This window comes from Roseateles sp. (assembly GCF_047654805.1).
In the GTDB taxonomy this organism is placed as follows: Bacteria; Pseudomonadota; Gammaproteobacteria; order Burkholderiales; family Burkholderiaceae_C; genus Pelomonas.
On sequence record NZ_JASGIV010000001.1, the window covers coordinates 5,569,960 to 5,595,904 of the forward strand.

Consider the following 25,945-nt stretch of genomic DNA (forward strand, 5'->3'; position numbering starts at 1 on the left):
TCATGCACATCCTCGTCACCGAACGTCTGTCGCTGCGTGAATTCACACCGCTTGACGCGCCCTTCCTGCTGCGTCTGGTCAACGAGCCGGGTTGGATTCGCAACATCAACGACCCCGGCGTGCGCAGCGTCGATGACGCGCTGACCTGGGCTCAGGGGCGGCTCTTCAAGGCCTATCGAGAACTGGGTCACGGGTTTTGGGCCGTGCAGCGGCGCGAGGACGGCGTGCTGGTCGGCATGTGCGGGCTGTTCAAGCGCGCGGCCCTGCCAGAGCCCGACCTCGGCTATGCGTTGCTGGCCGAATACGAGGGCCGCGGCTATGCGCTGGAGGCCGCGCGGGCCTGCGTGGCCCATGCGAAGACGGCGCTGGGCTGGCCCACACTGATGGCCATCACAGCCCTCGACAACCCGCCCAGTGTGTCCCTGCTGCTTAAGCTGGGTTTCGTTGAGCAGGGCCAGGAGCAGCTCGAGGGCTACAACGGTCCCTCGAGGGTGTTCAGGCTGACGCTCTAGTCAGTTTGTCTAGCCAGTTTGGCCGAGGCTGGGCCGTGCGTGATCACGCGGCCCTTGAAAGCCATCAGATCCGCTTGGCCAGGTCTTGCGCCAGGCCGGTGTAGCTACCCGGAGTCATCTTCAACAGGCGGGCCTTCTCGGCCTTGGGCAGGTCCAGGCCCTCGATGAAGGCGCGGATGGACTCTTGCGTGATGGCCTTGCCGCGCGTCAGCTCCTTGAGCTGCTCGTAGGGGTTGGGCAGGCCGAAGCGGCGCATGACGGTTTGGATGGGCTCGGCCAATACTTCCCAGGCAGCGTCCAGGTCGCTGGCGAGGGCTGCCTCGTTGACCTCCAGCTTGCCCAGGCCCTTGGCTAGAGAGTCGTACCCCAGCAGCGCGTAGCCCAGGCCTACGCCCATGTTGCGCAGCACGGTGGAGTCGGTCAGGTCGCGCTGCCAGCGGCTCACGGGCAGCTTCTGGCTCAGGTGCGTCAACACTGCGCTGGCCAGGCCGAAGTTGCCCTCGGCGTTCTCGAAGTCGATGGGGTTGACCTTGTGCGGCATCGTCGAGCTGCCGATCTCGCCGGCCTTGGTCTTTTGCTTGAAGTAGCCCAGGCTGATGTAGCCCCACACGTCGCGCGACCAGTCGACCAGGATGGTGTTGGCGCGCGTGAACGCATCGAACAGCTCGGCCATGTAGTCGTGCGGCTCGATCTGGATGGTGTAGGGGTTGAAGGTCAGCTTCAGCTGCTTCTCGATGACGCTCTTGGAGAAGGTTTCCCAGTCGTGCTTGGGCCAGGCCGACAGGTGGGCGTTGAAGTTGCCGACCGCGCCATTCATCTTGGCCAGCGGCTTTACGGCGGCGATGCGCGCGCGTGCGGTGACCAGGCGCGCAACGACGTTGGCGATCTCCTTGCCCACCGTCGTCGGGCTGGCCGTCTGGCCATGCGTGCGCGAAAGCATCGGCGTGGCGGCGAACTGGTGCGCCATCTTGCGCAGCGTTGCGATGATGCCGTCCAGCGCCGGCAGCATGACTTCGTCGCGCGCGGCCTTCAGCATCAGTGCGTGGCTGGTGTTGTTGATGTCTTCGCTGGTGCAGGCGAAGTGCACGAACTCAGCAGCGGCCATCAGTTCCGGCTGCCCTTCGAAGCTGCGCTTGATCCAGTACTCCACGGCCTTCACGTCGTGGTTGGTCGTGCGCTCGATGGCCTTGATCTCTTCGGCGTCGGTCTCGCTGAACTTCTTGACCAGGCGGCGCAGGCGCGAGCGCGCGCCGCTGGACAGCGGCTTGAACTCCTTGAAGCCGGCGTCGCTCAGCGCGATGAACCACTCCACCTCGACCTGCACACGGCGGTGCATCAACCCGTACTCGGACAGCAGCGGACGCAGTGCGGCCACCTTGGCGGCGTAGCGGCCGTCCAGCGGCGAGAGGGCGCTGATGGCGGAATAGTCGGTCGTGGTCATGGCGGGCCGGCAGGTCGTGGAAAACCCGCAATTCTATTTTTTGAAGAAGGCTTTGCGCTCTTCGTCGGCGGGATGGCTCGAAAAAGCTGCGGCGAAGGCACTGTTCGATGCATCTTCCGAATGATCCTTCTCCAATCGCTCGAAGAAATGGACCATGACGGCGGGGTTGATGCCCGCGCCCCGCAACAGAGTGCGGGCGTAGTCGTCGGCATCGCGTTCGAAGTCGCGCGAGTAGCTCTGCTGGGCGAGCAGTGCAGGCGCGCCGGCCAATGCCACCGAGAAGTCGCCGATCAGTACACCAGTGGCCAGCCCCACCGCGCTGGCGCGCAGCGTCAGCCGCATGCCGTGCCGGTGTTTCACGTGGCCGAGCTCATGGCCGAGGACGCCGACGATGGCCTCGGGCTGGTCTGCCAGCAGCTTCACCAGCTCGTCCGTCACGATGATGGTGCCGCCGGGCAGCGCTAGCGCATTGGGGCCGAAGTGGCGGCCGCCTTCGCGGAACTGCAGGTCGAAGTGCGTCAGCTTGGGCAACGCGCGGCGATCCAGCGCGGTGTCGACGGCGTCAGCGAAGCGGTCGAAGACGGCGCGACGCTGCGCCCAACTGAGCTGGCTCGGACGCAGCCAGTGGCGATCCAGCTCTTTCAGGACCTGGGCGCCAACACGATCGTCGACGGCGTCGGGCAGGAACTTGACGGTGGTGTCGGCCGCGACCGGCACGCCCCAGCGCCAGCCGGCGAACAGCGTGGCGATGAGCAGCACCAGCGTCAGCAGTGCCAGCCAGCCGCTCTGCTGCCAGCGCGGGATGAAAGCGTGGCGTCGGCCGCTCTGCTGCAGCCATGCGTCATACGCGGCTGCGTCGGTGCAGGCCAGCACGCCGCCGTCAGGCAGCAGGATCTGGCGCTGACCCTGGCGCAGCGGGTCGGGCCAATGCAGCTTTGCGGCAGCGTAGTCGCGCGGCGCGGCGTCACCCGCCTGCACGCAGACGCGCTCCGCGTCGAACCAGACGGTGGCCGGATGGGGCACGGGATGCAGGCCGTCGAACCACTGCGCGGCCAGGGTAGGGGAGGCGGAGGTGTTCATAGGCCGAGATCGATGCCAAAGAAGTCGCCGGCGGCTTCGCCGGAGGCGTCAGCGTAGGCGGCGCTGTCGCTGCCATCCCAGCCGTTCATGTCGCCGGTCACCTCGATGCTGACGGCTTCAAGGCGCAGCTTCCAGGTGTCGATTGCGGCGAAAGGGCGGTACAGCCCCAGCGTCAGCAGAGTCAGGGTCCAGTTCTTGGCCGTCAGCCAGGCCAGGTTGCGAAAGCGCAGGTGGCTGGAGAAGCGCAGTTGCTCGGACGCGGTGTGGTTCCAGACGAGGTTCTGCAGCCGTGCGTTGAAGAAGGGACCGATCAGCACGAAGGACAGCAGGTAGACGCCGATGGCGCCACCCATTGCCACGATGCCTACGACCTTGTGCTCTGTGAGCCACTGGCGCAGGTCCGGGATGAGCAGCGTGCCGATGAGCGCGAGCATCGGCACGAGCACCCAGCAGGCCGTCTTGAATGCCAGGCCGTAGAAGCGTCGTGTCTTCACCTGCATCTGAGCGCGCTGGCTGGCGAGCTGGTAGTTGTTGTGCTGATAGTGCTTCACCTTGGCCAGCACCAGCGGCAGGAACACGATGTAGAGCAGGGTGCCGAGTCCGCCGACGACGAGCATGCTGGTACTCACCAGCGAGGCGGACTGCGCGCTGATGGCGATGCGGCCTTCCATGATGGAGCGGGCGAACTGCTGTACGCCAATCATCAGCACCAGGGGCCAGATGGCCGCACCGAAGGCGGAATAGGCGCCGGCGAGGTCGCCCCGGAAGGCCATGCGCAGGCCTCGCCAGGACGAGTTGGCAAGCCGGAACTGCTGGCCTGCACGCCACAGGGCCGGCCACAGCACGCACAGGCCGAGGAAGGCGACGTAGTTCGCCAAGGGCGAGAAGCGCCCGCCAATGGCGTAGACACCGAACAGCGCGACCAGAACCAGGAAGCCGCGGAACATCATCTTCGGGTCGCCATGGAAGGCGAGTGCATCGCCGTCAATCCAGGTGTTGGCGTACAGGTAGCGGATGCGCCGGGCCTTGGCAAAGGGCAGATACAGCCCCAGCGTCACCACGATCAGCAGCAGGTGCAGCAGCCATATGCGGAAGTACTCCCTGCCGCTGCCGGTGAAGTGCACCTGCAGCGGACGCGAGCCGGTGGCGGCGGTCGACGCTGCATTGACGGCCGGGCGCGCCGACGCTTCGTCCGCGGGCAACGTGGCCGCGAACCCTTCTGATTCCAACATTCATCCTCCCTGGCGATGCCGTGTCCCGGCTTCATGGGACTGAGCCGGTGTCTTGGGCGCCGAGACTTTGCAGGGCCTGCCCCCGGCTGGCAAGCCCCGCGTGAGTGGGCTGTGTACGGGAGCCGACAGGCCTTTTTCACGAGTGGTTCAAAAGGGGGCGCTGGCTAGAATCGTTTCGACTTGTGATGCCCGTTTTTGCCCTATGACCATGAAGTTGATCGGATCTCTCGCCAGCCCTTATGTGCGCAAGGTGCGCATCGTGATGGCCGAGAAGAAGCTCGACTACCAGTTGGTGCTGGAGGACGTCTGGGCCAGCGACGCCATCCTCAAGATGAACCCGCTGGGCAAGGTGCCCTGCCTGGTGATGGAAGGCCAGGACTCGATCACCGGCGCGGTGTTTGACTCGCGTGTCATCGTCGAGTACGTGGACACGCTGTCGCCCGTGGGCCGGCTGATTCCCGAGCGCGGCCGGGAACGTTGCGAGGTGCGCACCTGGGAGGCGTTGGCCGACGGCGTCGTGGACGCAGGCGTTCTCGTGCGGCTGGAACGTACGTGGGCACAGCGCACGCCCGAGCAGCGCAGCCCGGCCTGGATCGCACGCAACCTGACCAAGGTCACCGCCGCGCTGGCTGCGATGAGCCAGGGTCTGGGCGACAGGCCCTGGTGCTCTGGCAACCATTTCTCGCTGGCCGACATCGCCGTCGGCTGCGCCCTGGGCTGGCTGGAGTTCCGCTTCCCGGAGATCGACTGGCGCGAGGCGCACCCCAACCTGGCGCGTCACATGGACAAACTGGCCCTGCGCCAGAGCTTCATCGACACCGTCCCGGCCTAGATGACGTTGGCCTCGACGAGAGGCCGGCCATCGAGCACGCGCTGCGGTGTCAGTGAGGCGATCAGCGGCGCGTCCAGGCCGACAATCAGGCGAGCCATCGAGTACCCGACGGCGGGCGACTGCTGCATGCCATGGCCCGAGAAGCCGCAGGCCGTGAAGGCATTGACCCAGCCCGGCAGGCGGCCAGCGAGGCCGTTGTGGTCGAAGGCATTCATCTCGTAGTAGCCGGCCCAGGCCGAGCGTACGCGCAGCGCCTCCAGCGCCGGCACGCGGGCTGCGAGCGTGGGCCAGAGCCGTTCCTCGAAGAGGCCGTGGTCGATGTCGTGCAGCGGTAGGTCGTCCGCGTCCTCGCCGCGCGGCGGGCCGCCGGCCAGGATGAGCCGGCCTTCGGTGCGGAACCAGAAGCCGCTCGGGTCGATGACCAGCGGGCAGCCGGGTAGGACGGCCGGCGTCTCCAGCACGAAGACGTCGCGCTTCTTCGCCGCCACGGGCAGCTTGCAGCCAAGTGCCTGGCCCAGCGGCGCGCTCCATGCGCCGGCCGCGATGACGAAGGCGTCGCCACCCACGCAACTGCCGTCCGCGCAGTGCACGCCGGTCACGTGGTCGCCACGGCTGTCGAAGCCCAGTGCATCGGCCTGCACGAAGCGTGCGCCGCAGGTCTGCGCCTTGTGCCGGAACGCGCGGTGCAGTGCGGGGCCGTCGAACCAGCCTTCGCCGCTCAGCCCCAGCGAACCCAGCGCGAGATCCTCGACGGCCAGCCATGGGAATCGCCCCGTGAGTTCTGCCGGGTCCAGCAACGCCACGTCGACGCCCTCAGCGCGCTGCCGGGCGTGCGCCTCGCGCAGCGATTGCGCACCGACCGCCGTCGCCAGATAGAGATAGCCCGGCTCCACAAGGCCGATGGCCGGGGTGTCGTTTGCCGTCGTCAGCTCGCTCGCCGCGCGGCGCAGGAACTCGATGCTCCAGCGTGACAGCGCGATGTTGACCGGCTGAGAGAACTGCTGGCGGATGGAGCTCAGCGACAGCGAGCTGGAGGCCTGCGCGTAGCTGCAGTCGCGCTCGATGACGGTCACGGCAATGCCGTGGTCGCGGGCCAGGAAACACGCGATTGCGGCACCCATCACGCCGCCGCCGATAACGGTCACTTGGAACATGCTGGCAGCATAGAGGGCATGAGCCCCCAGACCCGCCAGTCCCATCTCGATCCCCGTGCCGTCGGCCTGCTGCTGTTGTGCTGCCTGCTATGGGGTATCAACCAGGTGGCCGCGAAGGCGGCGCTGACCGAGATCGCGCCGCTGTGGCAGGCGGGGTTGCGTTCGTTGGTGGCAGGGTTGCTGGTGTGGGCCTGGTCGGCCTGGCGCGGCATCCGGCTGTTCGAGCGCGACGGCAGCTTCGGCGGCGGCCTGCTGGCGGGCCTGTTGTTCGCGGGCGAGTTCGCCTGCATATTCGTCGGCTTGCAGTACACCAGCGCCTCGCGCATGGTCGTCTTCATCTATCTGGCGCCCTTTGTCGTCGCACTGGGCATGCCGTGGATCGCGCGGGGCGAGGCGTTGTCGGCTCGGCAGTGGATGGGCCTGGTGCTGGCCTTCGGCGCGATGGCGTTCGCGTTCGCAGAAGGCTTCTCGGCACCCGGCACGCCCATGCAGTGGTGGGGCGACGCCCTTGGCGTGGCCGCCGCCGTGCTGTGGGGCGGTACGACGCTGGCCATCCGCGCCACCCGGCTCGGCGCGGCGCCGGCCGAGAAGACCTTGCTCTACCAGCTCGGCATCTCTGCGCTGGCGCTGTGCGCCGCAGCGGTCTTTGCCGGCGAGGCGCTGCCGTTGCAGTGGTCGCCGCGCCTGGTGGGCCTGTTCGGGTTCCAGGCCGTCGTCGTGACCTTCGCCAGCTACCTGGTCTGGTTCTGGCTGGTGCGTCATTACGCGGCCACCAAGCTGTCCGTCTTCACGCTGAGCACGCCGCTGTTCGGCCTGCTGGCGGGTGCGCTGCTTCTGGGCGAGGGTATCAGCGCCCGCCTCGTCGGGGCGCTCGCGGCGTTGGCGGTGGGTATCGTGTTGGTCAATAGACGCTGATGTCACCACCGCGCCAGGGCTGCCTGGCGTACCCTGCATAGACTGCGCGCCTGTTCCCAGGAGACACACATGATCACGCTCTGCGGTATCCCGCTCTCGAACTACTACAACAAGGTCAAGCTCGCCCTGCTGGAGAAAGGCATTCCGTTCAGCGAGGAGTACGTGAAGACGCATTCCGAGGCGGAGGCTGTGCTGAGCTGCTCGCCGCTGGGCAAGGTGCCCTTCATCAAGACGCCGCATGGCGCGCTGTGCGAGAGCCAAGTCATCGTTGACTACCTGGAGGCTGCCTATCCCGACGCGCCGCGGCTGATCCCGGCCGACCCCTGGCAGGCGGCCAAGGTGCGCGAGCTCGTCACCTACGTGGAGCTGCACCTGGAGCTGGTGGCGCGCGAGCTGTACGCGGAGTCCTTCTTCGGTGGCCAGGTCAGTGACGGCACCAAGAAGCGCGTCGCGCGCCTGCTGCCGGAGAACATCAAGGCCTTCAAGCGCCTGGCCAGGTTCGGCCCCTACCTGGCTGGCGACCACTTCACGATGGCCGACTGCGCCGGCTGGGTCAGCCTGCCGCTGGTGGGCATGGCCACCAAGATCATCTATGGCGAGGACCTGCTGCAGGCCGGCGGCGTGGACTGGAAGCCCTATGCCAAGCTGATCGGTGAACGCCCGACGGCACAGCGGGTTGCCGCCGACCGCAAGGCCGACCAGGAGCGCTCGCTCGCCGCCAACCGCGCCTGAGGGCGCCCTCGCCATGTGCCCCCGCATGGCCATTCGAAGGGGTGCTCGTGAGCGGCGCGCACATTGAGGTCGAGCTGAAGTTCCTCGTGCCGGCGGCCTCGCGCGCGGCACTGGTCGCGGCGTTGACGGAGCGCGGCACGGCGCGGCGTGTCTCGCTGACTGATGCCTACTTCGACACGCCCGACCAGCGTCTCGCCCGCGCGGGCCTGGGCTGGCGCATGCGCCGCGAAGGCCGGCGCTGGGTGCAGGGGCTGAAAGCCTCAGGCGATGATGTGCTGACCCGTTTCGAGCATGAGGTCGTCCGTCCCGATGCCAGCCCAGACCCGCAAGCGCACGCCGGCACGCCCCCCGGGCAGCAGTTGCTGGCGTTTCTGGCACGGGCCGGCTCACAGGGGCAGGGCGTCGTCCCGCACTTCCAAGTCCAGCAGCGCCGGCTGCTGCGTCGGGTTCGCACGCGCGGAGCCATCGTCGACATTGCGCTGGACGAAGGCCGGCTGACGGCAGGCATCGAGGTGCGCAGGCTGCGCGAGGTCGAGTTCGAGCTCGTCTCCGGCTCGCCGGTCGCGATGCTGGACCTGGTCGAGCGCTGGCGGCGGCGCTTCGGTCTCATCCTCGATCCGCGCAACAAGGCCGAACGCGGCTATGCCCTCGCTGCCGGCCTGGCCGACCCGCCGTTGCGCAAGGCGCGGCCGCCGCGCTACGACAAGGACGCCAGCGCGCTGGACGCCTTCGTCGCGGTCTGCGACGAGTGCCTGGCCCATGTCGGCCGCAGTGTCACCGGCATTGCCGAGGGCGACGCCGGTGCGCGCGCCGAGCATGTGCACCAGGCGCGCGTCGGCATCCGCCGCCTGCGCAGTGCGCTGAGCGCCTTTCGCGGCTGGGTCGCGGAGCCGCCTTCCGAGCTCGTGGATGGCCTGCGTTCGCTGTTCGCGGAGCTCGGCCGGGCGCGCGATGGGGACGTACTGGCCGGGGCCTTTGCCGACGAGCTCCGCCAGGCCGGTGCACCGCCGCTGACCCTGCCTGCCGAGAGTGGCGCCCCGGACCTCGTAGCGCTGGTCCGCAGCGACGCCACGCAGCGCATGCTGCTGGCCTGGATCGCCTGGCGCGCGGGTCTGGAGCCCGTCGAGCCGCAGGCCACGCTAAAGCGGCTGGCTCGCCGACGGTTGCGCCGCTGGCACAAGGCACTGGTGGAGAGCTGTCGGAGCTTCGACGATCTCGATCCCACGGCCCTGCACAGGCTGCGCAAGCGGGTGAAGCGCCAGCGCTATGCGCTCGAGTTCCTGGGCCCGCTGCTCCCGCGCAAATGCGCCGCCCGCCACATGCAGGTGCTGGCTGCGGCGCAGTTGGCCCTGGGAGAGATCAACGACCTCGTGCTCGTCCGCGACCGCTACCGAGCCCGGGTGAGTAACGACCCAGCCGCCTGGTTCGCCGTCGGCTGGCTGAGTGCCCGGCTCGTCGAGGCCCGCGGCAGGGCACGTGACCAACTGGCCGTACTGCTGGCCATCAAGCCGCTGCCGCGCTGTCACGGTAGTCGGTTTGGGCTGATCCTGTAACGGAAACCCTTCGGTGGTTCGCTGCGTTCCGAACGGAGCTTTCAGCACATGAGGATCCTTGAGACATTTGGAGCTCTGGTGAGCGGCACAGGTTGCTAGAGCGCAGGTGCTGGAGGTTGGCCCATTGCGCACTTGCCCGGCCTCGGTGCCATCGAAGCACGGAGCCCACTGAGGTCACTGTCAAGCGACCTCCAGAACTGGCCTTGCCGGGCAGCTCTACGCGGGCGCCAACGTCCCCAACCTGAAGCGGCCACTCATGGGGGGCGGGTGCTCCTGTCGTTCTCGGTGCGATGACACGCGGTGTCCGGGGCATTCGGCATACACAGCATGTCTCATTGACGGACAGGCGCCGCCATCACAGCCGTCGTTGCCCTGCTTTGATCCGACGGCCGGGAGGGAGGGCTCAAATCGCCAGGTCCCTAAGGCGCTTGCTGGCCTCTCGGTTTGCTAGCAACTCGGTGCCGTCCTTCATCAGGATCTGCAGCTGGCTCTGGTCGTCCGAGCGCATAGAGGCGACGAAATCCAGATTGACAATCGCACTGCGATGGATGCGCAGGAAACGGGTGGCGTCGAGCCTGGCCTCAAGGTCCGTCAGAGGCATGCGCACCAGGAAGCACTCGCCACGGACCATGATCTGGGTGTACTTGAGGTCCGAGCGCAGGTGCTCAATCTCGCACAGCGCGAGGGGGAAGATGCGACCGCGGTCACGCACGAGGATGCGGGACAGCGGTTGGGTTGACGGGCTGCCCAAGGCAACGAGGGCGGCAGCGCCGCGCTCCGCCGACGGAGCAACAGCGGTAAGGGCCCGCTTGACCGCAGCAGTAAAGCGCGCTTCGGTGAAGGGCTTGAGGAGGTAGTCGAGTGCGTGCAGCTCGAATGCGGTCACCGCATGCTGGTCAAAGGCGGTCGTGAAAACCAGTGACGGCACGTGCTCGCCTGCATCAACCAGTTGACGAACTACCTCCAGGCCAGTCAGCTCCGGCATCTGGATGTCCATGAAAACCAGATCTGGGGCCAGCGCCCGGATGAGCTTCAGAGCTTCACGGCCGTTGGTGGCCTCACCGACAAGCAGCAAGTCAGGCGATGCACCGATGAAGTCCCGCAGAGTCTCGCGAGCCAAAGGCTCGTCCTCGCAGACCAGGGCTCGAATGCTCATGTCGGCAGCCTCATTTCTACTTTGAAGCCGGCGCCTGGCTTTGACGTCACGTCCAACAGTGCTTCATCGCCCCAACGCAGCTTCAACCGACGAGCGACCGTACGCAGTCCCAGCCCCTGCCCTTGGGGCAGGCCACCGGAAGGCGGCAGCCTTGCCCCGGGGCCGTCGTCGGCAACGGTGACCCTGAGTTCGCCTGCTTCACGGCGCACCAGCAGCCGAAGGGTCCCGGGTTCGCTTCGTGGATTGAACGCGTGCTTGATGCTGTTCTCGACCAAGGGTTGCACTGATAGTGCCGGCACGGTCAATGCCATCACGTCGTCGTTGACCTGCCAGTCGATGCGCAAGCGGTCCCCCAGCCTGATGGCCTCAAGGGCCAGGTACTGTTCAGTGAATGCCAACTCGTCGCGGAGCAGCACCTGGTCGTCGCCGCTGCGCTCGGTGTCCAGCAGGTAGCGGAGCATTTCGCTGAACATGAACAGCGCGTCCTCGGCTCGCCGCGCATCCTTTCGCACCAGCGCCAGGATGCTGTGGAGCGTGTTGAACAAGAAATGGGGATTCAGCTTGTTGCGAAGGGCCGCGAGCTCACTGCGGGCCAAGAGGGTCTGCGCCTGCGCTGCGGCCGCCGCCTCGGCCACCCCCCGCGTCAGAATGGTTGTCGCCCCGATAGAACCGAAGAATTGGGGGTGACGATGAGAGAAGAAGTTGGCTCGATACGGACAAGCATTCAAGGATCGGGCGGTAGCGCGCATGCTGCCGCCGGAGAGCGCGCCGCCGGAGGTGGTGTCGCGTGAGATCGGCATCGGTGTGGACACGCTGGAGCGCTGGCGCGCGCAGTCGCTGTCCAAGCCGCTGCAAAAGCGCGAGTGGACGGCCGCCGCGCGGCTGGAGGCGGTGATCACGACCGCGGCCATGGACGAGGCCACGCGCAGCGCCTGGTGCCGCGAGAACGGCGTGTACCCGCAGCAATTGCTGCAGTGGCGCACCAGTGCGACGCAGGCCCTGGCCGCGCCCGAGGAGGCGCGCGCGAGCCCGTCGCAGACCCGCGAGGATCGGCGTCGCATCAAGGAGCTCGAGCGCGAAGTGCGCCGCAAAGACAAGGCCCTGGCGGAGACAGCAGCGCTGCTGGTACTTTCAAAAAAAACGGCGGCGATCTTCCAAAGAAACACGCAGGGCGAGGACGAATGATCGGCCTCGAAGATCGCCAAGAACATGCCCGCAACATTGAAGTCGCGCGCCGAGCCGGAGCCCGGCTTCACCAGGCCTGCGAGGTGGTGGGTATCACCGCACGCACCCTGCAGCGCTGGAATGCTCACCAGGGCCTCGAAACGGGCGATGGCAGGCCCGCAGCGATGCGCCCGGTGCCCGCGCATGCGCTGACCGAAGCCGAGCGCGCCGAGGTCCTGCGCGTGGCCAACGAGCCGCGCTTCGCCGACATGCCGCCGGCGCGCATCGTGCCGATGCTGGCTGACGAGGGCGTGTACATCGCCAGCGAATCCACCTTCGCACGCGTGCTGCGCGCCCAGGGCCAGATGCGCCATCGAGGGCGGGCTAAGGCGCCGCGCAAGAGCCGGCCGCCGACCACGCACATCGCCACCGCGCCGCGACAGCTGTGGTGCTGGGATATGACGTTCCTGCCCACGCAGGTCGTCGGGCGCTGGTTCTTCCTGTACCTGATCCTGGACGTCTACAGCCGCAAGATCGTGGGCTTCGAGGTGCATGAGGAGGACGACAGCGATCACGCCGCGCGGCTCGTGCAGCGCACCGCGTTGGCGGAGGGCATCCATGCCCTGCCGCGCGACGACAGGCCCGTCCTGCACGGCGACAACGGCGCCACGCTCAAGGCCACCACGGTGCTGGCGATGCTGTGGTGGCTGGGCGTGAAGCCCTCGTACTCCCGTCCTCGCGTGAGCGATGACAACGCCTTCGTGGAGTCGTTGTTCCGCACGGCCAAATACCGGCCGGAGTTCCCGGACAAGGGCTTCGCCGACCTCGGCGCCGCGCGCGAATGGGCGCGCGAGTTCGTGCATTGGTACAACTACGACCACCGTCATAGCGGCATCCGCTACGTGAGCCCGGCGCAGCGCCACGACGGCGCGGACGTTGCGCTCCTCGCGGCCCGGCACGACGTGTATCACAAGGCCCGAAAGCGCAACCCGGCGCGCTGGTCAGGCCGCACGCGGGACTGGTCGCACATCGCGGCCGTCACGCTCAACCCAGAACGCGACTCTGTCGTCGCTGCGACCCGGCGCAGCAAGGATAGTCAGCCATTGGCTGCATAACCGAGGCGACAACTAGATTGACGCGCGCCGGCCATGGCACGGCGCACGGCACGGTAGGCGCTGAATCCTCCCGCAGCTGCTGCGTAGGCGAGCATGCCGAACTCCATCTGCCATATGAACCAGTTCGAGCGGGCGCGCTCGGCCCCAGAGACGCCGCTCTCGATGGCGATCCAAAGCCAGAGGAGGCCGTACCAAACAAAGACGAAGAGGACCGACAAGACGGCGTGCGAAGCAACCTGTCGAATAGCGCTTAGACGGTGAGCTTCCATCCATCCTGTGACGGGCCACAACAGCAACAGCAAAGTGAACTGCGGGCCCATGTTGCGCAAGGTGCCGTGCAGTGCGCTCGACAAGTTGAAACCGCGCTCCCATACCCCGTCGGTCTCGACAGCGACGAGATAGATCAGCAGCACGGGCAGCCACGCCAAGGCGTAGATGCGAAGAACTTCGGGTGGCGGCGTCCAGAATGTCCAAGATGGGCGCATTGCTTCATTGTTGTGGAAATGCCGCGATGAGCGGCTCATGCGTCGACCCGCCTCAGCTCATAGGCGTTGCGGAAGATTTCCTGGCCATCGCCGCTGACGTCGACCTTGGTCAGTTGTAGTGCCTGCTGGGAGCTGACCAATTGCTGGCGGTGGACCTTGCCATTGGCCGGCTGGGTGAGGGTGATGGAGTTTCCAGCGTCTGTGCGCGATGCGCTTGCAATGACGTAGGCGCTGCGCTCCTCCTTGTCTGTTCCAGATACCCAGACCATTTCGCGCTTGGCAAAGTCAAACAGCCAGCGGTCGTAGGAATACACCTGCTTGCTTGGGCCGTCGTCAAACAAGAATGACAGGCTAACGCTCATGGGGCCCATGAGCGAAGCGTTCACGCGGCAGGGCAGCTTGACCAGCCGATCCGGCTTGCTCCAGTCACGATAGGTGAGCGTGCCGCTCCAAGTGCCCGGTATGAAACGAAGCAACTCTTGTGGCGGCGGGTCATACAGCGCGAAGACATCCGTTGCGGCTGTAGTGGCGAGCAGGCATAGAAAAGAACGACGCAGCATGGGGGGCTCCTCGGTTGCCAATGTGGCTCCGGATGGGGCTGTGCTGCCAGGTCGCGCGACGGATTGATGGCGCGAGTAGATGAATTGACGGAATCCGGATTTGGCGGCCTTTCACGGGTGGCCTCGAGTGGCTGTCGGTTTGCGCTGAACCCAAAACCGAAAAACGGCGTCGATCAGTCACTTAGCTCCGGCCGAGCCAGCGAGGTTTGAACCCCTGTCTCACTCAACTTTGAACTATCGGTTTTTCGTTGCATTCAACGTTGAACTTTCGGCGCCGGAGCCGCATCGACCTGCTGACCATTGACGTAGACCACGCCATCACGCGCCTCGATAAGCATGTCGCCCCACTGGCTGCTCCAGACGTAGCGAAGTACGCCCTCGGTGGCAAGGTCCAGGTCGGTTTGCGGGGAGCGGTCCTGCCGAAGCAGGATTTGCGGCAACAAGGGCGCGTTCATGGCGAAGGCTCGCATCCAGCGTTCCAGGATACGCCGCAGGCTCAAGATGGCACGACAGGCTCCCCCGGCGGCCACCCAAAGTGCCCCACTTATGGCCACTCAAACTGCTCCACCCGGCCGGGGTGAATTGACCCGCTGAGCACGGTCGGTCAGGCGCCTCAGCCCTGACGAAGGCAGGACGTAACTTCCCGCCCCTCGACAGAGGGGGATTCACGAGGTGAACGTCTTGAAGCCGCATCTACAAACCACGATCTGGACGCTCCTGCGCGCGGGCAACAGCCAGCGCGAGATCGAGCGCCGAACCGGCATCTCCCGCCACACGATCCGCGACTACGCCAAGCGCTTCGCGGCGCAAGCGGATCCGCCCCAGGAATCAAACTGCCCCGGGGTGGCCACCGGCTCTGAGGCTGGCTCACCCAGTCAAACTGCTCCACCCCGGCCACCGGCTTTGCCACAGGGCGCAACCTCGGCGGCGTCGCTGTGCGAGCCCCATCGCACCTTTGTCGAAGCGCAGCTGCGCCTAGGCCGCAACGCCGTGGCCATCTACCAGGAGTTGGTGGACGAACACGGCTTTGCCGGCCGGTACAACTCCGTCAAGCGCTTCGTCGCTCGATTGCGGGTGCACGCTCCTGAGCAGTTCGACCGACTGAGCTTCGCACCGGGCGAGGAGATGCAGGTCGACTACGGCGAGGGCGCGCCCACGCTCGTGCCGGGCACGAACCGCTACCGCAAGCCGCGGCTGTTCGTGGCGACGCTGCGCTACTCGCGGCGCAGCTATCGGCGTGTGGTGTGGGTGTCGAGCCAGCAGGTCTGGGCCGAGCTGCACGAGCAGGCCTGGCGGTACTTCGGCGGCTCATGCCGCTACGTGGTGCTGGACAACCTCAAGGAAGGCGTGATCAAGCCTGACTTGTACGAGCCCGAACTCAATGCCGTGTACGCCGCCACGCTGGCGCACTACGAGGTGGTGGCAGACCCGGCTCGGGTGCGTGACCCCAACCGCAAAGGTACCGTCGAGAACGCGATCGGTCACACCCAAGGCACGGCCTTGAAAGGCAAGCGCTTCCAGACCTTGGAGGCGCAGAACGAGTACCTGGAGCACTGGGAGACGAAGTGGGCGGCGCCACGCATCCACGGCGCGGAGCGCCGCCAGGTGCAGGCGATGTTCGAGGAGGAGCGGGCGCATCTGCAGCCGTTGCCGCCGCTCCCGATGCAGTACTTCCGCGACGAGCAGCGCACCGTCTGCGACGACGGCTGCATCCAGGTGGCCCACAGCAGCTACGCCGCGCGTCCCGCGGCCATTGGCACCAAGGTGTTGGTGCGCATCTTCGAGCGGCGCCTGGAGATCCGCGATCTCAAGACCCAGGCGCTGCTTCGCACGCACACGAAGGCCGAGCGCCCCGGCACGGTGGTGCTGCCAAACGACGAGCGGGTCTTCAATCCCTCTCGACAGACGCGTCAGATCCTCGCCCAAGCCCAGGCCATTGGCGCCGATGCCGAGCGGCTGTGCCAGCTGCTGTTCAGCATCGAGGGCCGCGTCGGCCAGCGCAAGCTGTGGGGCATCGTGCACCTGGCCGAGCGTCATCCACGGCAGCTCGTCAACGCCGCGTGCGCCCAGGCGCTGGACGACGGCGTCTACAGCTATCGCCACGTCAAGCTCGTCACAGAGCAGCGGGTGGCGCTGGCACTGAAGCGTCTGGAGCAAATGGCGCCCAACGCAGACGCCTGCGACGGACTACCCACGCAGTCGCACGCCCTCATCCGCAGTCCTCACGAGTACGGCGAGCTGTTCGCCAAATCCGCCGCCGCCAATCAAGGAGACCTCCTCGCATGAACACGCAAGACATCGAGAACACGCTGCGCAAGCTGCGCCTGTCGGGCATGGCCCAGACTCTGCAAACCCGCGTCATGCAGGCCCAGGCCGCGCAGGAGCCGTTCTTGGACACACTGACCGCACTGCTGCAGGACGAGCTGGACCGTCGCCGCAGCCGCCTCATGGCACGCCGCTTCAAGCTCTCCGGCCTGGACGAGAAGCTGTCGCTGGCGGACTTCGACTGGCGCTTCAACCCGAAGCTGCCGCGCGGCGCCTGCTTCGAGCTGCACAGCTTGAAGTTCATTGCCGAAGGCAACAACGCGCTGCTGGTCGGCAAGCCCGGCACGGGCAAGAGCCACATCGCAAAGGCGGTGGCCTACCAGGCTACCTTGCAGGGCTACGACGTTGCCTACGTCGAAGCCGACGCGGTCATGGCCCGCCACGCTCTCGCGGAGCCCGACGAACGCGCCCGGCTGCTCAAGGGCTGGGTGGCAGCGGATCTGCTGCTGTTGGACGATCTGTTCCTGGCCCGCAAGATTGGCGAGCACGCCGCGGAGCTGCTGCAGACGCTGGTCCATCAGCGCTACAAGCTGCGCCGCTCCATCGTCATCACGTCCAACCGGATCGTCCAGGACTGGGGCCGCTACCTTGGCGACGCCACCATGGCCACAACCATCCTGGACCGCCTCATGCATCGCTGCGCGATGCTCGAGTTCGAGGGCAAGAGCTACCGGCTGAAGGAGGCGTCCGCGCGCCTGGTCATGACCTCAGACCCCACATAATTCCCTCGTCCTGCCCGGAGCAGTTTGGGTGGCCACGAGTGGAGCAGTTTGGGGTGGCCATCGGGGCAGGCTCGGCATGGCGGCAGAGCCAGGAGAAATACGAGGTATTGCCCAGTGGCCTGCCGTAGCGCTGCTTCTTGAACGTCAGGCGCACACGCCCAACCCGTGCTGCGTCGATCTCAACGCACATCTCGTCGTCGAGCGCACAGGCCGGATCTGGCAGGGATTTGCTGGCCTTTGCGATGTACTGACCGGGCACCCGGGACAAGATGCCGTTATCAGCGCGGGCCAATCGTGGCGACCGGCCACGGTCGAGAGCTTCCGTCATGCTCCCCATGGTGTCTTGGACCAGGCTCACCAAGTGAGCCTGGTCCGAAGCCCGACTGCCCTTACTTGCGGACAAGCGTCATGGAGCGGCCGTCCTTCAGCGTCCCCTTCAGCGTCTTCGCGTCCACGACCTTCAGCGTCGCAGATTCGTTGATGCAGCCGTGCAGCACCTTTTCGCCTTGGATGGCAAAGGTCAGCTCGGATTCGGTCTGGGCTTCAACGACCACGGGGATGTCGCGATCGTGGCACTGGTCGGTGGTGACGTAGTTGACCGAGGGCGACAGGCGCAGCTTGCCGCCGTTGCCGGCGATGGTCAGCACGACGCGAACCTGAGAGCCCGTGCCGCTGACGGCCTGGCCGGTCCAGGTGCCTTGGAATGAGGGCTGCTGCGCGTGGGCGAAGGTTGCGGCGAGGAGGAGTAGGGACGCGAGTTTGAGGCGGGTTTGCATGGCAGGTCTCGAGGGTTTGAGTTCATCGGATTTCCGGGCGCAACCCACCCTTGGGGCGGACTGCGTGGACGTCTGATTTCATGCCCTGCAGCGCCGTCGCCTCTACCTCTTTGGTCTAGGTTCGAGCTGCCTCGCTGGTGGCAGCCCCGGCTGGCTACTCGCGACTGCGCACGGCCAGGCTTTGCGTGGCGCGCCCGATGAGGCCCAGCTCGTCGAAGAGTTGCGATTCCGCCAGGCCACAGCCGTTGGGCGCCAGCAGCGTTCGCGCGTCGATGCAGATCCACTCGCCAACGGGTCGACGCAGCAGGTTGATCGTCAGGTCTGAGTTGACGAAGCTGTAGCGATCGATGTCCAGCAGGGCCGAGATGCCGTTGCCCGAGTCGGCCGCGACGGCAACGCGCTGGTACGGGCCAGGCGCCTCGTCCTGGATCAGCGGACGGCGCAACCGGAACCACACGGCCGAGGCGCCATGGAACATGCGGCCTTGCGCGACGCGCGTCTCCACAAGATCCGCATAGCCATTGATTTCGCTGCGGGCTGGCATGCGCTCGGCCGCGCAATCACCCGGGGCCTTGGGCGCCTGCGGCAGCGGGTGCCCTTGCATCTGCTCAGGCAAGCTGAGTTCCACCTCGCGCTGAGCCAGCGCCGTGAAACGGGCGACCTCCTTGCCCTGCGCGATCAGTCGGGCCGAATAGTGGGCAGCATTGCGGCCGGCGTAGTCCGTCGTGACTTCGATCTCCATCTCTCCAATGGGCACGGGCCGCAGCAGATTGGCGGTGAGCCGCGCGATGTGGCCCAGGTCGTGCTGAGCGGCCTGCGCCTCCAGCGCCCGGCACACCATGGCGATGGGCGGCCCCGCATGCTGGTGCTCCGCCGACCACGGCCCCCGGGTCAGGATCGTCGCCTCCAGCCTGCCGCCGGCGAGCGCTTCATAGGCCGCCACAGGCAGCGTCTCTGGATTCAAGGGGTGCCGGAGAGTGCTCATGGTTGCCATGCTTAAGACGACCGGTCATATTATGCGCAGGCCAGCGACGCACCACAACGCTCGCTGCCCAAAGCCTGAGCAGGGAGCTTGTCTGTGGGGTGCCATATGGGCGCACGTCGCCTCGTCATGAAACTTGCAGCCGCCGCGCTGCTCCTGGCCGCTGGCGCGGCGCATTCCGGCTGTACACGCACCATCGTCGTTCCAGGGGCGTTGCAGGGCCGCCTGGTGATGGTCGATGGCTCCGTGGTTCGCGGTGTCTTTCCTGACCTGCTGCGCGAGCTGGGCGCCGCGTTGGGATGCGAGTTCGTCTTCCCGCAGTTGCCCCGAGCCCGGGCAGAAAGGGACTTCTTCAACGACCACGTCGGCGACATCTTCTTCCCCGCCGTGCGCCGCCCCGAAAGGGACTCGGGCAACGTCTTCCTGTCGGTCGGCCGGCAGCCTCTGGCGGTGTTCGCGCCGCGCGGCGTCGCGATCCCAGAGCGGTTGGACCAGCTCATGGCCGACGTGCGGCTGCGAGGCGTCTTCATGCGCGGCATCTGGCTAGGCGATACCTATGGCCGAACGCTGGAAGCGCTGGGCGCGCAAGGCCGGCTGGACCTAGTGTCCGACTACGGCGCTATGGTGCGCATGCTCAAAGCTGGCGCGCCTCGTTCACGCTGATGCCGTATGCCAATGCAGCCACCGGTCCGCTGGGGGAGCCCACGGGCCTGCTCAACAAGGACGATGCCTTTGCCGCCACGCTGTTGCGCGACGGCCCCGAGGTCGACATCGGCGTCTACCTGTCCCGCCGCAACCTGGTCGCGGCCGACCTGGAGTTGATCGAGGCCATGGTCAACCGTGCCCGCCGGGACGGGACGCTGCGCAAGATCTACCTGCGCTACTACCCCGAAGCGGCGGTCAAGGCCATCCAGTTCTGACGCATTGCCTCTCAGGGCTTCAGGTAGCGCGGTGCCGGGCGCCCGGTTTCAGTCGCCGCGAAAAGTTCGGCCCGCGCGGCGTCGAACTTCGTCCACAGGTCCCCGTCGGCAACAGACGGCCAAGTGACCAACTCGCCTTGGTCGAACCCAGCCAGCGCCGCGTCCACCATGTCCTCGGCCGTCATCACCGTGTCCTTGTTCAGCATCGCCAGCGGCACACCCGACACGCCCTCGGTCCAGATTTCGGTGGCCGTGACGCCAGGCAGCACGAGCTGCACTTTCACGCCAGTCTTGGCCACTTCGTTCTGCAGGCCCCGGGTGAAGGCCAACACATAGGCTTTGGTGCCGCTGTAGACGGCGCTCACCGGCAGGTACTGGATGGCCAGGACCGAAGCGATGTTGATGATGGCGCCCTCGTTGCGCGACAGGAAGGCCGGCAGCGCGGCGTGGGTCAGGCGGGTCAGCGCCACGACGTTCAGCGCGATCTGCGATAGCGAGTCGCCTACTGCCGTCTTGGAAAGCGGGCGCACCTTGGACACCCCCGCGTTGTTGACTAGGACGCGGATGCGTTCATCATGGGCCAAGATAGCCTCGACGCGCGCGAGGTCAGCCTCTTTCTCCAGGTCTGCGGTCATGGTGTTGACCGCGATGCCATGGACCTCTGACAGTCGTTGCGCCAGCGCGGCGAGCCGGTCGGCGCGGCGCGCCACGAGGATGAGGTTGTAGCCGCGTGCGGCCAGGCGGTCGGCGTAGACGGCACCGATGCCGGACGAGGCACCGGTCACGACCGCGGTCTTGAGTTGTGTAGGCATGGGCAGCTCCTGTGGATTCGGGTGGGATTCCCGGTCAAGCCAAGCCTCGCTCGATGGCGATGCTCAGCGCGTGGGTTCGTGAGGTCGCGTCCAGCTTGCTCATGATGGCCTTCACATGGACCTTGACGGTGCCCACCGTGATGCCAAGCTGCCGGGCGATGACCTTGTTGCAATGGCCTTCGGCGATCAGCGCCAGCACCTCCGCCTCCCGGGGACTGAGCGCTTCGCGCATCAGGCTCTCGGCCACCTGCCCGGCCAGTGCCGGGCTGACGTAGCGCGCGCCTCTCGAGACCATGGCCACGGCCTCGCTGAGCTCCGCGAGGCCGGCACTGCTCAACGCGTAGCCAAAGACGCCGGCGCCGAAGGCCTTACGCACGTTGTGCTCCCGGGCGGCCGACTCCAGCACGAGGACACGGGCGTCGCGAAGCGCGGTGCCGCGCTGCACCTTGGGCGTGGTCGCGAGACCGAGCCCGTGCGCGAGATCCGCGACGACGACGTCGATGGCCTCGCTGCTGCAAGCGAAGGCGTCGCTGCCGTCAAGGAAGGCGCGCACGTCGGGTGCGCTCATGAGGGCCGAGAACGCCCCCAGCGCCAGCAGCGGGTCTTCGTGCACGACGAGCACCCGCGGCGTGCGGGCGACTCGCCGGGAGGCAGGCGTCAGCGGCGTGGCAACTGCTGGCTCACGCCGGGGCGCGCCCGTGGCGGTCAGCGGCTCGGTGAAAGGACGGGCGGCTTTCATCTCGATGCCAGGCGTGCGGTGCCTCAGGGACCGACCTTGCCCAGGTAGTCGCCGAGCTGAAGCTCGACGTCCAACCCCTTCTCGGCCACGAACTTGCCGAGCTTGGGCATGCGCGCACGGAAGCCCTGCCAGGCCAACGAGCGGCTGTACTCGCCATAGGCCGCACGCAGATCGGCTTCCGGCGGCAGCGTCGCCCGGTTGACTTGGGCCTTGGCTGCCACCAGGGCCTCCTTGTCAAAGGAAGCCAGGCGTGCCGCGACGGCGTCCACAAGGCGATCCAACTCGGCATCCGGCACGGCCCGCGTGACCCAACCGTAGCGCTCTGCCGTGTCGGCGTCGTAGTCCTGAGCACTCAGGATGGCTTCCAGCGCGCGATCGCGGCCGATCAGGCGCGGCAGGCGCTCGGAGCCGCCGCCGCCCGGCAGGATGCCCGTGCCCACCTCGGGCTGCGCGAAGAAGGCCTGCTCACGGCTGGCGTACCGCAAGTCCATGGCCAGGCTCAGTTCGTTGCCACCGCCACGGGTTCGACCGCGGATCGCACCGATGCTGATGAACGGCGCCTTGGACAGGCGCACCACGAGATCCACCCAGGCGGGCGTGGAGTCGTCGCCGGGCACGTTAGGGAACTTCGCCGCCTGGCGCAGGTCGAAGTGGTTGTAGAAGAAACGTGGTGTGCTGCTGGTGAAGATGACGACCTGGACGGCCGGGTCGTCACTCAAGGACTTCACCACTTCGTGCAACCGCGACACGGTCTCGGGCACGATGAGGTTGACGGGCGGGTTTGCGAAGACGACCTTGCGCACCTTGGGCGACACGGTCTCGACGGTGATCATGGCGGTCGCAGCAGGCGCCTCAGCCTGCGCCAAGACGGTCTGGGCCGGCACGAGAGCCAGCGCGATGGCCACGGCCGCGAGGAGTTGGGTGGGGAACTTCATGTGCTTCTCCTCACTGCCCGAGAAAGGCGTTGACCTCGGCAGCAAACCGCTCGGGGCACTGGAACAGGAAGGCGTGTCCGGCGTCCGGGTAGATGCTCAGCGTCGAGTTGGGGATGTGGCGTGCCAGCAGATGAGTGTTGACCGTCGGCACCATGATGTCGTTGTCCCCATTGGCCACGAGCGTGGGCTGCTTGATGGCTGCCAGGCGCGCCAGCTTCGTCGGGTCAGGGATGCCCCAGGTGGAGATCGCCGTCAGGTGGGCATCACGCGTCGCGAGGCTGACTGGCACGTCCCGGTCCGCCTGCCGCGCCTGCAGCCGGCGCACGAACTCGATGCCCTTGGCCCGACTGCTGGCACTCTTCTCGAAGAAGATGGTCAGCGCCCCTTCCGCGTCGATCTTCTCGGCCAGCGCAACCTTCAGCACCTCGGGCACGAACACATGCATGTCCTGGCCGCCTTGCGGCCCCGTGCCGGCCAGCACCATGCGCCGGACTTGGTGGGGGCGCATCAGCGCGTACTCCTGGGCAATGAAGCCGCCCAGCGAAAAGCCGAACAGGTCGCAGCGCTCGATCTTGAGGGCATCGACGAAGGCCATGGCGCCATAAGCCATCTCCTGAACGCTGTTGGGCGTGACTCCGCTGGAACCACCCACACCCACGTTGTCCATGAGGATGACCTCGCGCTGCTCGGCAACGGCGTCCACCAGCACCGGGTCCCAGTTGTCCAGGTTCGCGCGGTAGTGGACAAAGAAGATCAACGGCAGCGCCGTGCCGTCGGCCTTGCCGAAGCGCCGGTACGCATACCGGACACCGTTGCTGCCTTCGATGGTGAGATTGGGGGCATTGAGCTGCCCGAGTTTCGTCGTCATGTCGTCTCCTGGTTCCACCGACTCGGCCAGAGCTGACCGGTCATATTCAATGCGGCGACATTGACCCCATCGCAATGAGTCCGATGCCGCCTTGTCCTGCCGAACGCCTCAGGCGTTCACGTCGACCAGCGTGCGACCACGCACAGCGCCCTTCAACACCTGCACCGCACGGCCTGCGGCATCGCCCAGCCCGATGACGGTGGCCATGCTGTCCAGCAGGGCGGGGTCCAGGTCGGTGGCCAGGCGCGCCCAGGCCCGCTGACGGATCTCCATGGGCGCATTGACGGTGTCGATGCCGTTCAGGGTGACGCCGCGCAGGATGAAGGGCGCCATGTTGCCCGTCAGGTCCATACCCTGGGCCAAGCCACATGCGGCCACGGTGCCGCCGTATTTGGTCTGCGCGAGCACGTTCACCAGCGTGTGGCTGCCGACAGTGTCGATCGCACCGTTCCAGCGCTCCGCCCCGAGCGGACGCTGGGGCGGGCTGGACAGCGTGGCGCGGTCGATGATCTCCGCAGCGCCCAGCGAGCGCAGATAGGCCTCCTCGGAAGCGCGGCCCGTCGATGCCAACACGCGATAGCCCAGCTTGGCCAGGATGGCGATGGCCACGGACCCCACGCCGCCGGCAGCACCCGTCACGACCACGTCGCCGCCACGGACGCCGCCGCGCTCCAATGCCAGCACGCTCAGCATGGCCGCGAAGCCCGCAGTGCCGATGGCAGCCGCATGCCGGTTGGAGATGCTCTCCGGCAGCTTGACGAGCCAGTCGCCGCGCACGCGCGCACGCTGTGCAAAACCACCGTGGTGCGTCACGCCCAGCTCATAGCCGTTCAGGACGACGCGGTCGCCGGGCTTGAAGCCGGCATGCGATGAGGCTTCGACGGTGCCCGCCAAGTCGATGCCGGGAATCATCGGGAAGCGCTTGATGAAGCCGCCCAGGCCGGTGACGGCCAGGCCGTCCTTGTAGTTGACCGTGGAGAAGTCCACCTTGATCGTGACGTCGCCCTGATCGAGGTCCGCATCCGTCAGCTCCGCGACCTGCGCCGAGAGCTTGCCGTCTGCCTGCGTGACCTGTACGCCTTTGAAAGTCCCCATGGTTGCTCCAGTGATTTCACAGCTGTCCGCCCGGCGAAGGCCGTCAGGCTTTGGACATCACCAATCTTAAGATGACCGGTCATATTCTGCATAATTGAAGTCACGGGCACAATTGCGCCTCGTCAGCAAGATTCGGCAAAGTCAGGTAGAGCATGGGAAGACCAAGCGTTCGACAGCAGCTCGTGGATGCGGCGCTGGAGGTGTTCCAGACGCACGGCTTCAATGGCGCCAGCGTCCAGGACCTGACGGACGCGGCAGGCGTCCCCAAGGGATCGTTCTACAACCACTTCACGAACAAAGAAGAACTCGCGCTGGAGGCGCTGAAGCTGTACATCAGCCAGCACGGCATCGAAGTGCTTCGCGACGAGAAGCACGAACCGCTGGAGCGCATCAAGCGTCACTTCCGCGCGAACTGGAAATACGTCAAGGACCGGGGCTACCGCAGCGGCTGCTTCCTGGGCTCGCTCAGTTCCGAGATTTCCGACAGCCACGAGACCGCGCGGGTCGAGTTCGCCCGCTACTTCCATCTCTGGTCGACCGCCATCGGCCGCGTCATCGCAGAAGCCCAGGCGGCCGGCACCATCGACCCCTCTGCCGACCCGCAGGCCCTTGGTCGGTTTGTCCTGAACGCCTGGCAAGGCACCCTCGTGCGAGCCAAAGCCACCAAGAACGAGGAAGCGTTCAAGGACTTCCTCGCGATGATCTTCGGCGTGGTCCTCGCTCCGAAACACAAGGGCTAGACGCCCCTGGCCAAAAGAGGTAGCCAAAGCCTGGCTACTGGCGGTGCCCATCGGCTCGCCCAGGGCGTCATGGCGTCCACCCCTCCTTTCTCTACGCTGCCACAGGCTACTTGGGCCAAGGGGCGCAGCGCGGTCTCCTCGACCGCCGCCCCGCTGCAAGCGACAGAGAAGGAATCGGATGAGCCCGTCACCACAAGACAAATCGGCCAAAGACAAGCAGGCCGAAGCCATGCAGCGCGTCATCGACGCGCCCAACCAGTTCATCGCCGTGGGTGGAGGTCGCAAGCTCGCCTACCGCTCGATCGGCGAAGGCAAGCCCATCGTGCTGTGCGTGCGCTTTCGCGGCAACATGGACGTTTGGGACCCGGCGTTCCTCGGGGCGCTCGTCGTCGAAGGCTTCCAGGTCGTCACCTTCGACTACACGGGTCTGGGTCTGTCTGAAGGCGGCACGCCAAGCTACTCGCCGGCGAGCCTGGCCGATGACGCGAACGACCTGATCCAGGCGCTGCAGCTGAAGGACGCGGTGATCTCCGGCTGGTCGCTGGGAGGCATGGCCGCACAGGTGTTCATCGCCAAGTACGGCACGACCGTCAGCCACGGGGTGCTGCTGGGAACGACGCCTCCGGGGCCCAACGTCAAGGGCGCCGAACAGATCTTCTATGACACGGCGCTCAAGCCCGAGAACGACCTCGAAGACGAAATCATCCTGTTCTACGAGCCGACGTCAGCGGCGAGCCGCACCGCTGCAAAGCGCTCGCACGAGCGCCTGAAGCTGCGCACCGCTGGGCTGAGCCGACAGATCCCGTTGGACTTCGCGGCACCGGCTCTCGGCAACAAGCCGCGCTCGCCGCTGTTCCCTGCAGACCCGGTCCTCGAAGCCCTGAAGCGCACGAAGCTGCCCATCCTGCACATCGGCGCGGACCACGACATCATCTTCCCGGTCGAGAACTGGTACGCCCTCAACCAGAGCCTCCCCACGCTGCACCTGCACACCTTCCCGCAGGCCGGGCACGGGCCTCACCACCAATACCCGGTGGAGGCGGCCCGAACGATTGCCGCCTTCGTCTTCGGCACTGACGCTGCCTGACATCCCCGTCACA

Annotated in this window: 28 protein-coding genes and 1 pseudogene; 12 read left to right on the plus strand and 17 right to left on the minus strand. The window is 66.5% G+C overall.

What is annotated here, in order from left to right; genetic code table 11:
• Positions 1-2 precede the first annotated feature (2 nt).
• Complete coding sequence (locus QM732_RS25210; RefSeq protein ID WP_415658831.1) at positions 3-512, plus strand: GNAT family N-acetyltransferase; 510 nt, start codon at positions 3-5, stop codon at positions 510-512.
• A 64-nt stretch (positions 513-576) separates the two neighbouring features.
• On the opposite strand, the gene purB is transcribed toward QM732_RS25210, so the two are convergent.
• From purB to QM732_RS25225, 3 genes are read right to left on the minus strand one after another with little or no spacing between them, the layout of a single operon-like run.
• A complete protein-coding gene (purB, locus tag QM732_RS25215; RefSeq protein ID WP_415658832.1) occupies positions 577-1,953 on the minus strand; it encodes an adenylosuccinate lyase in 1,377 nt (458 codons plus the stop codon).
• Between the two features lie 33 nt (positions 1,954-1,986).
• Positions 1,987-3,033: a M48 family metallopeptidase gene (locus QM732_RS25220; protein ID WP_415658833.1), complete on the minus strand. Its 1,047-nt coding sequence runs from the start codon at positions 3,031-3,033 to the stop codon at positions 1,987-1,989.
• Positions 3,030-4,265 carry a YjgN family protein gene (locus tag QM732_RS25225; RefSeq protein ID WP_415658834.1) on the minus strand — a complete coding sequence of 412 codons (1,236 nt, stop codon included), beginning with the start codon at positions 4,263-4,265 and terminating at the stop codon, positions 3,030-3,032. Before QM732_RS25225 ends, QM732_RS25220 begins: the two co-directional genes overlap by 4 nt.
• A gap of 208 nt (positions 4,266-4,473) precedes the next feature.
• On the opposite strand from QM732_RS25225, the gene QM732_RS25230 reads away from it, so the two are divergent.
• Complete coding sequence (locus QM732_RS25230; protein WP_415658835.1) at positions 4,474-5,097, plus strand: glutathione S-transferase family protein; 624 nt, start codon at positions 4,474-4,476, stop codon at positions 5,095-5,097.
• On the opposite strand, the gene QM732_RS25235 is transcribed toward QM732_RS25230, so the two are convergent.
• On the minus strand, positions 5,094-6,251 hold the full coding sequence (locus tag QM732_RS25235) for an NAD(P)/FAD-dependent oxidoreductase (protein ID WP_415658836.1): 1,158 nt from the start codon (positions 6,249-6,251) through the stop codon (positions 5,094-5,096). The two genes, QM732_RS25230 and QM732_RS25235, sit on opposite strands and share 4 nt — an antisense overlap.
• Positions 6,252-6,269: 18 nt before the next feature.
• Here QM732_RS25235 and QM732_RS25240 point away from each other — a divergent pair, with 18 nt between their 5' ends.
• The 3 genes from QM732_RS25240 (at position 6,270) to QM732_RS25250 (ending at position 9,451) form a co-directional block, all read left to right on the plus strand.
• The gene (locus QM732_RS25240) at positions 6,270-7,166 is read left to right on the plus strand and encodes a DMT family transporter (protein WP_415658837.1); all 897 of its coding nucleotides are present in this window, start codon (positions 6,270-6,272) and stop codon (positions 7,164-7,166) included.
• Positions 7,167-7,235: 69 nt separating this feature from the next.
• Entirely contained in the window at positions 7,236-7,898 is a 663-nt protein-coding gene (locus tag QM732_RS25245; RefSeq protein ID WP_415658838.1) for a glutathione S-transferase, read from the plus strand.
• A 47-nt stretch (positions 7,899-7,945) separates the two neighbouring features.
• Complete coding sequence (locus QM732_RS25250; RefSeq protein WP_415658839.1) at positions 7,946-9,451, plus strand: CHAD domain-containing protein; 1,506 nt, start codon at positions 7,946-7,948, stop codon at positions 9,449-9,451.
• Between the two features lie 403 nt (positions 9,452-9,854).
• On the opposite strand, the gene QM732_RS25255 is transcribed toward QM732_RS25250, so the two are convergent.
• Together QM732_RS25255 and QM732_RS25260 are read right to left on the minus strand one after the other, a co-directional pair.
• Positions 9,855-10,607: a LytR/AlgR family response regulator transcription factor gene (locus tag QM732_RS25255; RefSeq protein WP_415658840.1), complete on the minus strand. Its 753-nt coding sequence runs from the start codon at positions 10,605-10,607 to the stop codon at positions 9,855-9,857.
• Entirely contained in the window at positions 10,604-11,407 is an 804-nt protein-coding gene (locus tag QM732_RS25260) for a sensor histidine kinase (RefSeq protein WP_415658841.1), read from the minus strand. Before QM732_RS25260 ends, QM732_RS25255 begins: the two co-directional genes overlap by 4 nt.
• On the opposite strand from QM732_RS25260, the pseudogene QM732_RS25265 reads away from it, so the two are divergent.
• A pseudogene (locus QM732_RS25265) lies at positions 11,310-12,886 on the plus strand (IS3 family transposase). The gene QM732_RS25260 and the pseudogene QM732_RS25265 sit on opposite strands and share 98 nt — an antisense overlap.
• On the opposite strand, the gene QM732_RS25270 reads toward QM732_RS25265, so the two are convergent.
• The 3 genes from QM732_RS25270 to QM732_RS25280 all read right to left on the minus strand — a co-directional run bounded on the left by QM732_RS25270 (position 12,868) and on the right by QM732_RS25280 (position 14,401).
• A complete protein-coding gene (locus QM732_RS25270; RefSeq protein ID WP_415658842.1) occupies positions 12,868-13,410 on the minus strand; it encodes a hypothetical protein in 543 nt (180 codons plus the stop codon). The pseudogene QM732_RS25265 and the gene QM732_RS25270 sit on opposite strands and share 19 nt — an antisense overlap.
• Complete coding sequence (locus tag QM732_RS25275; protein WP_415658843.1) at positions 13,407-13,931, minus strand: hypothetical protein; 525 nt, start codon at positions 13,929-13,931, stop codon at positions 13,407-13,409. Before QM732_RS25275 ends, QM732_RS25270 begins: the two co-directional genes overlap by 4 nt.
• Positions 13,932-14,185: 254 nt before the next feature.
• Entirely contained in the window at positions 14,186-14,401 is a 216-nt protein-coding gene (locus QM732_RS25280; protein WP_415658844.1) for a hypothetical protein, read from the minus strand.
• A 202-nt stretch (positions 14,402-14,603) separates the two neighbouring features.
• Here QM732_RS25280 and istA point away from each other — a divergent pair, with 202 nt between their 5' ends.
• Together istA and istB are read left to right on the plus strand one after the other, a co-directional pair.
• Positions 14,604-16,217, plus strand: a complete 1,614-nt coding sequence (gene istA, locus QM732_RS25285) for an IS21 family transposase (protein WP_415656085.1) — start codon at positions 14,604-14,606, stop codon at positions 16,215-16,217.
• The gene (istB, locus tag QM732_RS25290; RefSeq protein ID WP_415656086.1) at positions 16,214-16,978 is read left to right on the plus strand and encodes an IS21-like element helper ATPase IstB; all 765 of its coding nucleotides are present in this window, start codon (positions 16,214-16,216) and stop codon (positions 16,976-16,978) included. Before istA ends, istB begins: the two co-directional genes overlap by 4 nt.
• Here the strand turns inward: istB and QM732_RS25295 are convergent.
• The 3 genes from QM732_RS25295 to QM732_RS25305 form a co-directional block, all read right to left on the minus strand.
• A complete protein-coding gene (locus tag QM732_RS25295) occupies positions 16,956-17,306 on the minus strand; it encodes a hypothetical protein (RefSeq protein WP_415658845.1) in 351 nt (116 codons plus the stop codon). The two genes, istB and QM732_RS25295, sit on opposite strands and share 23 nt — an antisense overlap.
• 61 nt (positions 17,307-17,367) lie before the next feature.
• A complete protein-coding gene (locus QM732_RS25300) occupies positions 17,368-17,754 on the minus strand; it encodes a hypothetical protein (RefSeq protein WP_415658846.1) in 387 nt (128 codons plus the stop codon).
• 154 nt (positions 17,755-17,908) lie between these two features.
• Positions 17,909-18,739 carry a thioesterase family protein gene (locus tag QM732_RS25305; RefSeq protein WP_415658847.1) on the minus strand — a complete coding sequence of 277 codons (831 nt, stop codon included), beginning with the start codon at positions 18,737-18,739 and terminating at the stop codon, positions 17,909-17,911.
• A gap of 126 nt (positions 18,740-18,865) precedes the next feature.
• Here QM732_RS25305 and QM732_RS25310 point away from each other — a divergent pair, with 126 nt between their 5' ends.
• Together QM732_RS25310 and QM732_RS25315 are read left to right on the plus strand one after the other, a co-directional pair.
• Complete coding sequence (locus QM732_RS25310; protein ID WP_415658848.1) at positions 18,866-19,399, plus strand: hypothetical protein; 534 nt, start codon at positions 18,866-18,868, stop codon at positions 19,397-19,399.
• Positions 19,399-19,656 (plus strand): hypothetical protein, encoded by a 258-nt coding sequence (locus tag QM732_RS25315; RefSeq protein ID WP_415658849.1) that lies wholly within the window; start codon positions 19,399-19,401, stop codon positions 19,654-19,656. The genes QM732_RS25310 and QM732_RS25315 overlap by 1 nt, the downstream gene beginning before the upstream one ends.
• An 11-nt stretch (positions 19,657-19,667) precedes the next feature.
• On the opposite strand, the gene QM732_RS25320 is transcribed toward QM732_RS25315, so the two are convergent.
• From QM732_RS25320 to QM732_RS25340, 5 genes are all read right to left on the minus strand, one after another.
• Positions 19,668-20,474 carry an SDR family NAD(P)-dependent oxidoreductase gene (locus QM732_RS25320; protein ID WP_415659437.1) on the minus strand — a complete coding sequence of 269 codons (807 nt, stop codon included), beginning with the start codon at positions 20,472-20,474 and terminating at the stop codon, positions 19,668-19,670.
• Positions 20,475-20,502: 28 nt separating this feature from the next.
• Positions 20,503-21,207 (minus strand): LuxR C-terminal-related transcriptional regulator, encoded by a 705-nt coding sequence (locus QM732_RS25325; RefSeq protein WP_415658850.1) that lies wholly within the window; start codon positions 21,205-21,207, stop codon positions 20,503-20,505.
• A gap of 23 nt (positions 21,208-21,230) precedes the next feature.
• Positions 21,231-22,142 (minus strand): enoyl-CoA hydratase/isomerase family protein, encoded by a 912-nt coding sequence (locus QM732_RS25330; RefSeq protein ID WP_415658851.1) that lies wholly within the window; start codon positions 22,140-22,142, stop codon positions 21,231-21,233.
• A 10-nt stretch (positions 22,143-22,152) separates the two neighbouring features.
• Complete coding sequence (locus QM732_RS25335) at positions 22,153-23,010, minus strand: alpha/beta fold hydrolase (protein WP_415658852.1); 858 nt, start codon at positions 23,008-23,010, stop codon at positions 22,153-22,155.
• A gap of 108 nt (positions 23,011-23,118) precedes the next feature.
• Positions 23,119-24,105 (minus strand): MDR family oxidoreductase, encoded by a 987-nt coding sequence (locus tag QM732_RS25340; protein WP_415658853.1) that lies wholly within the window; start codon positions 24,103-24,105, stop codon positions 23,119-23,121.
• Between the two features lie 152 nt (positions 24,106-24,257).
• On the opposite strand from QM732_RS25340, the gene QM732_RS25345 reads away from it, so the two are divergent.
• Positions 24,258-24,845, plus strand: a complete 588-nt coding sequence (locus QM732_RS25345) for a TetR/AcrR family transcriptional regulator (RefSeq protein WP_415658854.1) — start codon at positions 24,258-24,260, stop codon at positions 24,843-24,845.
• Positions 24,846-25,023: 178 nt separating this feature from the next.
• Complete coding sequence (locus QM732_RS25350) at positions 25,024-25,932, plus strand: alpha/beta fold hydrolase (RefSeq protein ID WP_415658855.1); 909 nt, start codon at positions 25,024-25,026, stop codon at positions 25,930-25,932.
• Positions 25,933-25,945: the final 13 nt, after the last annotated feature.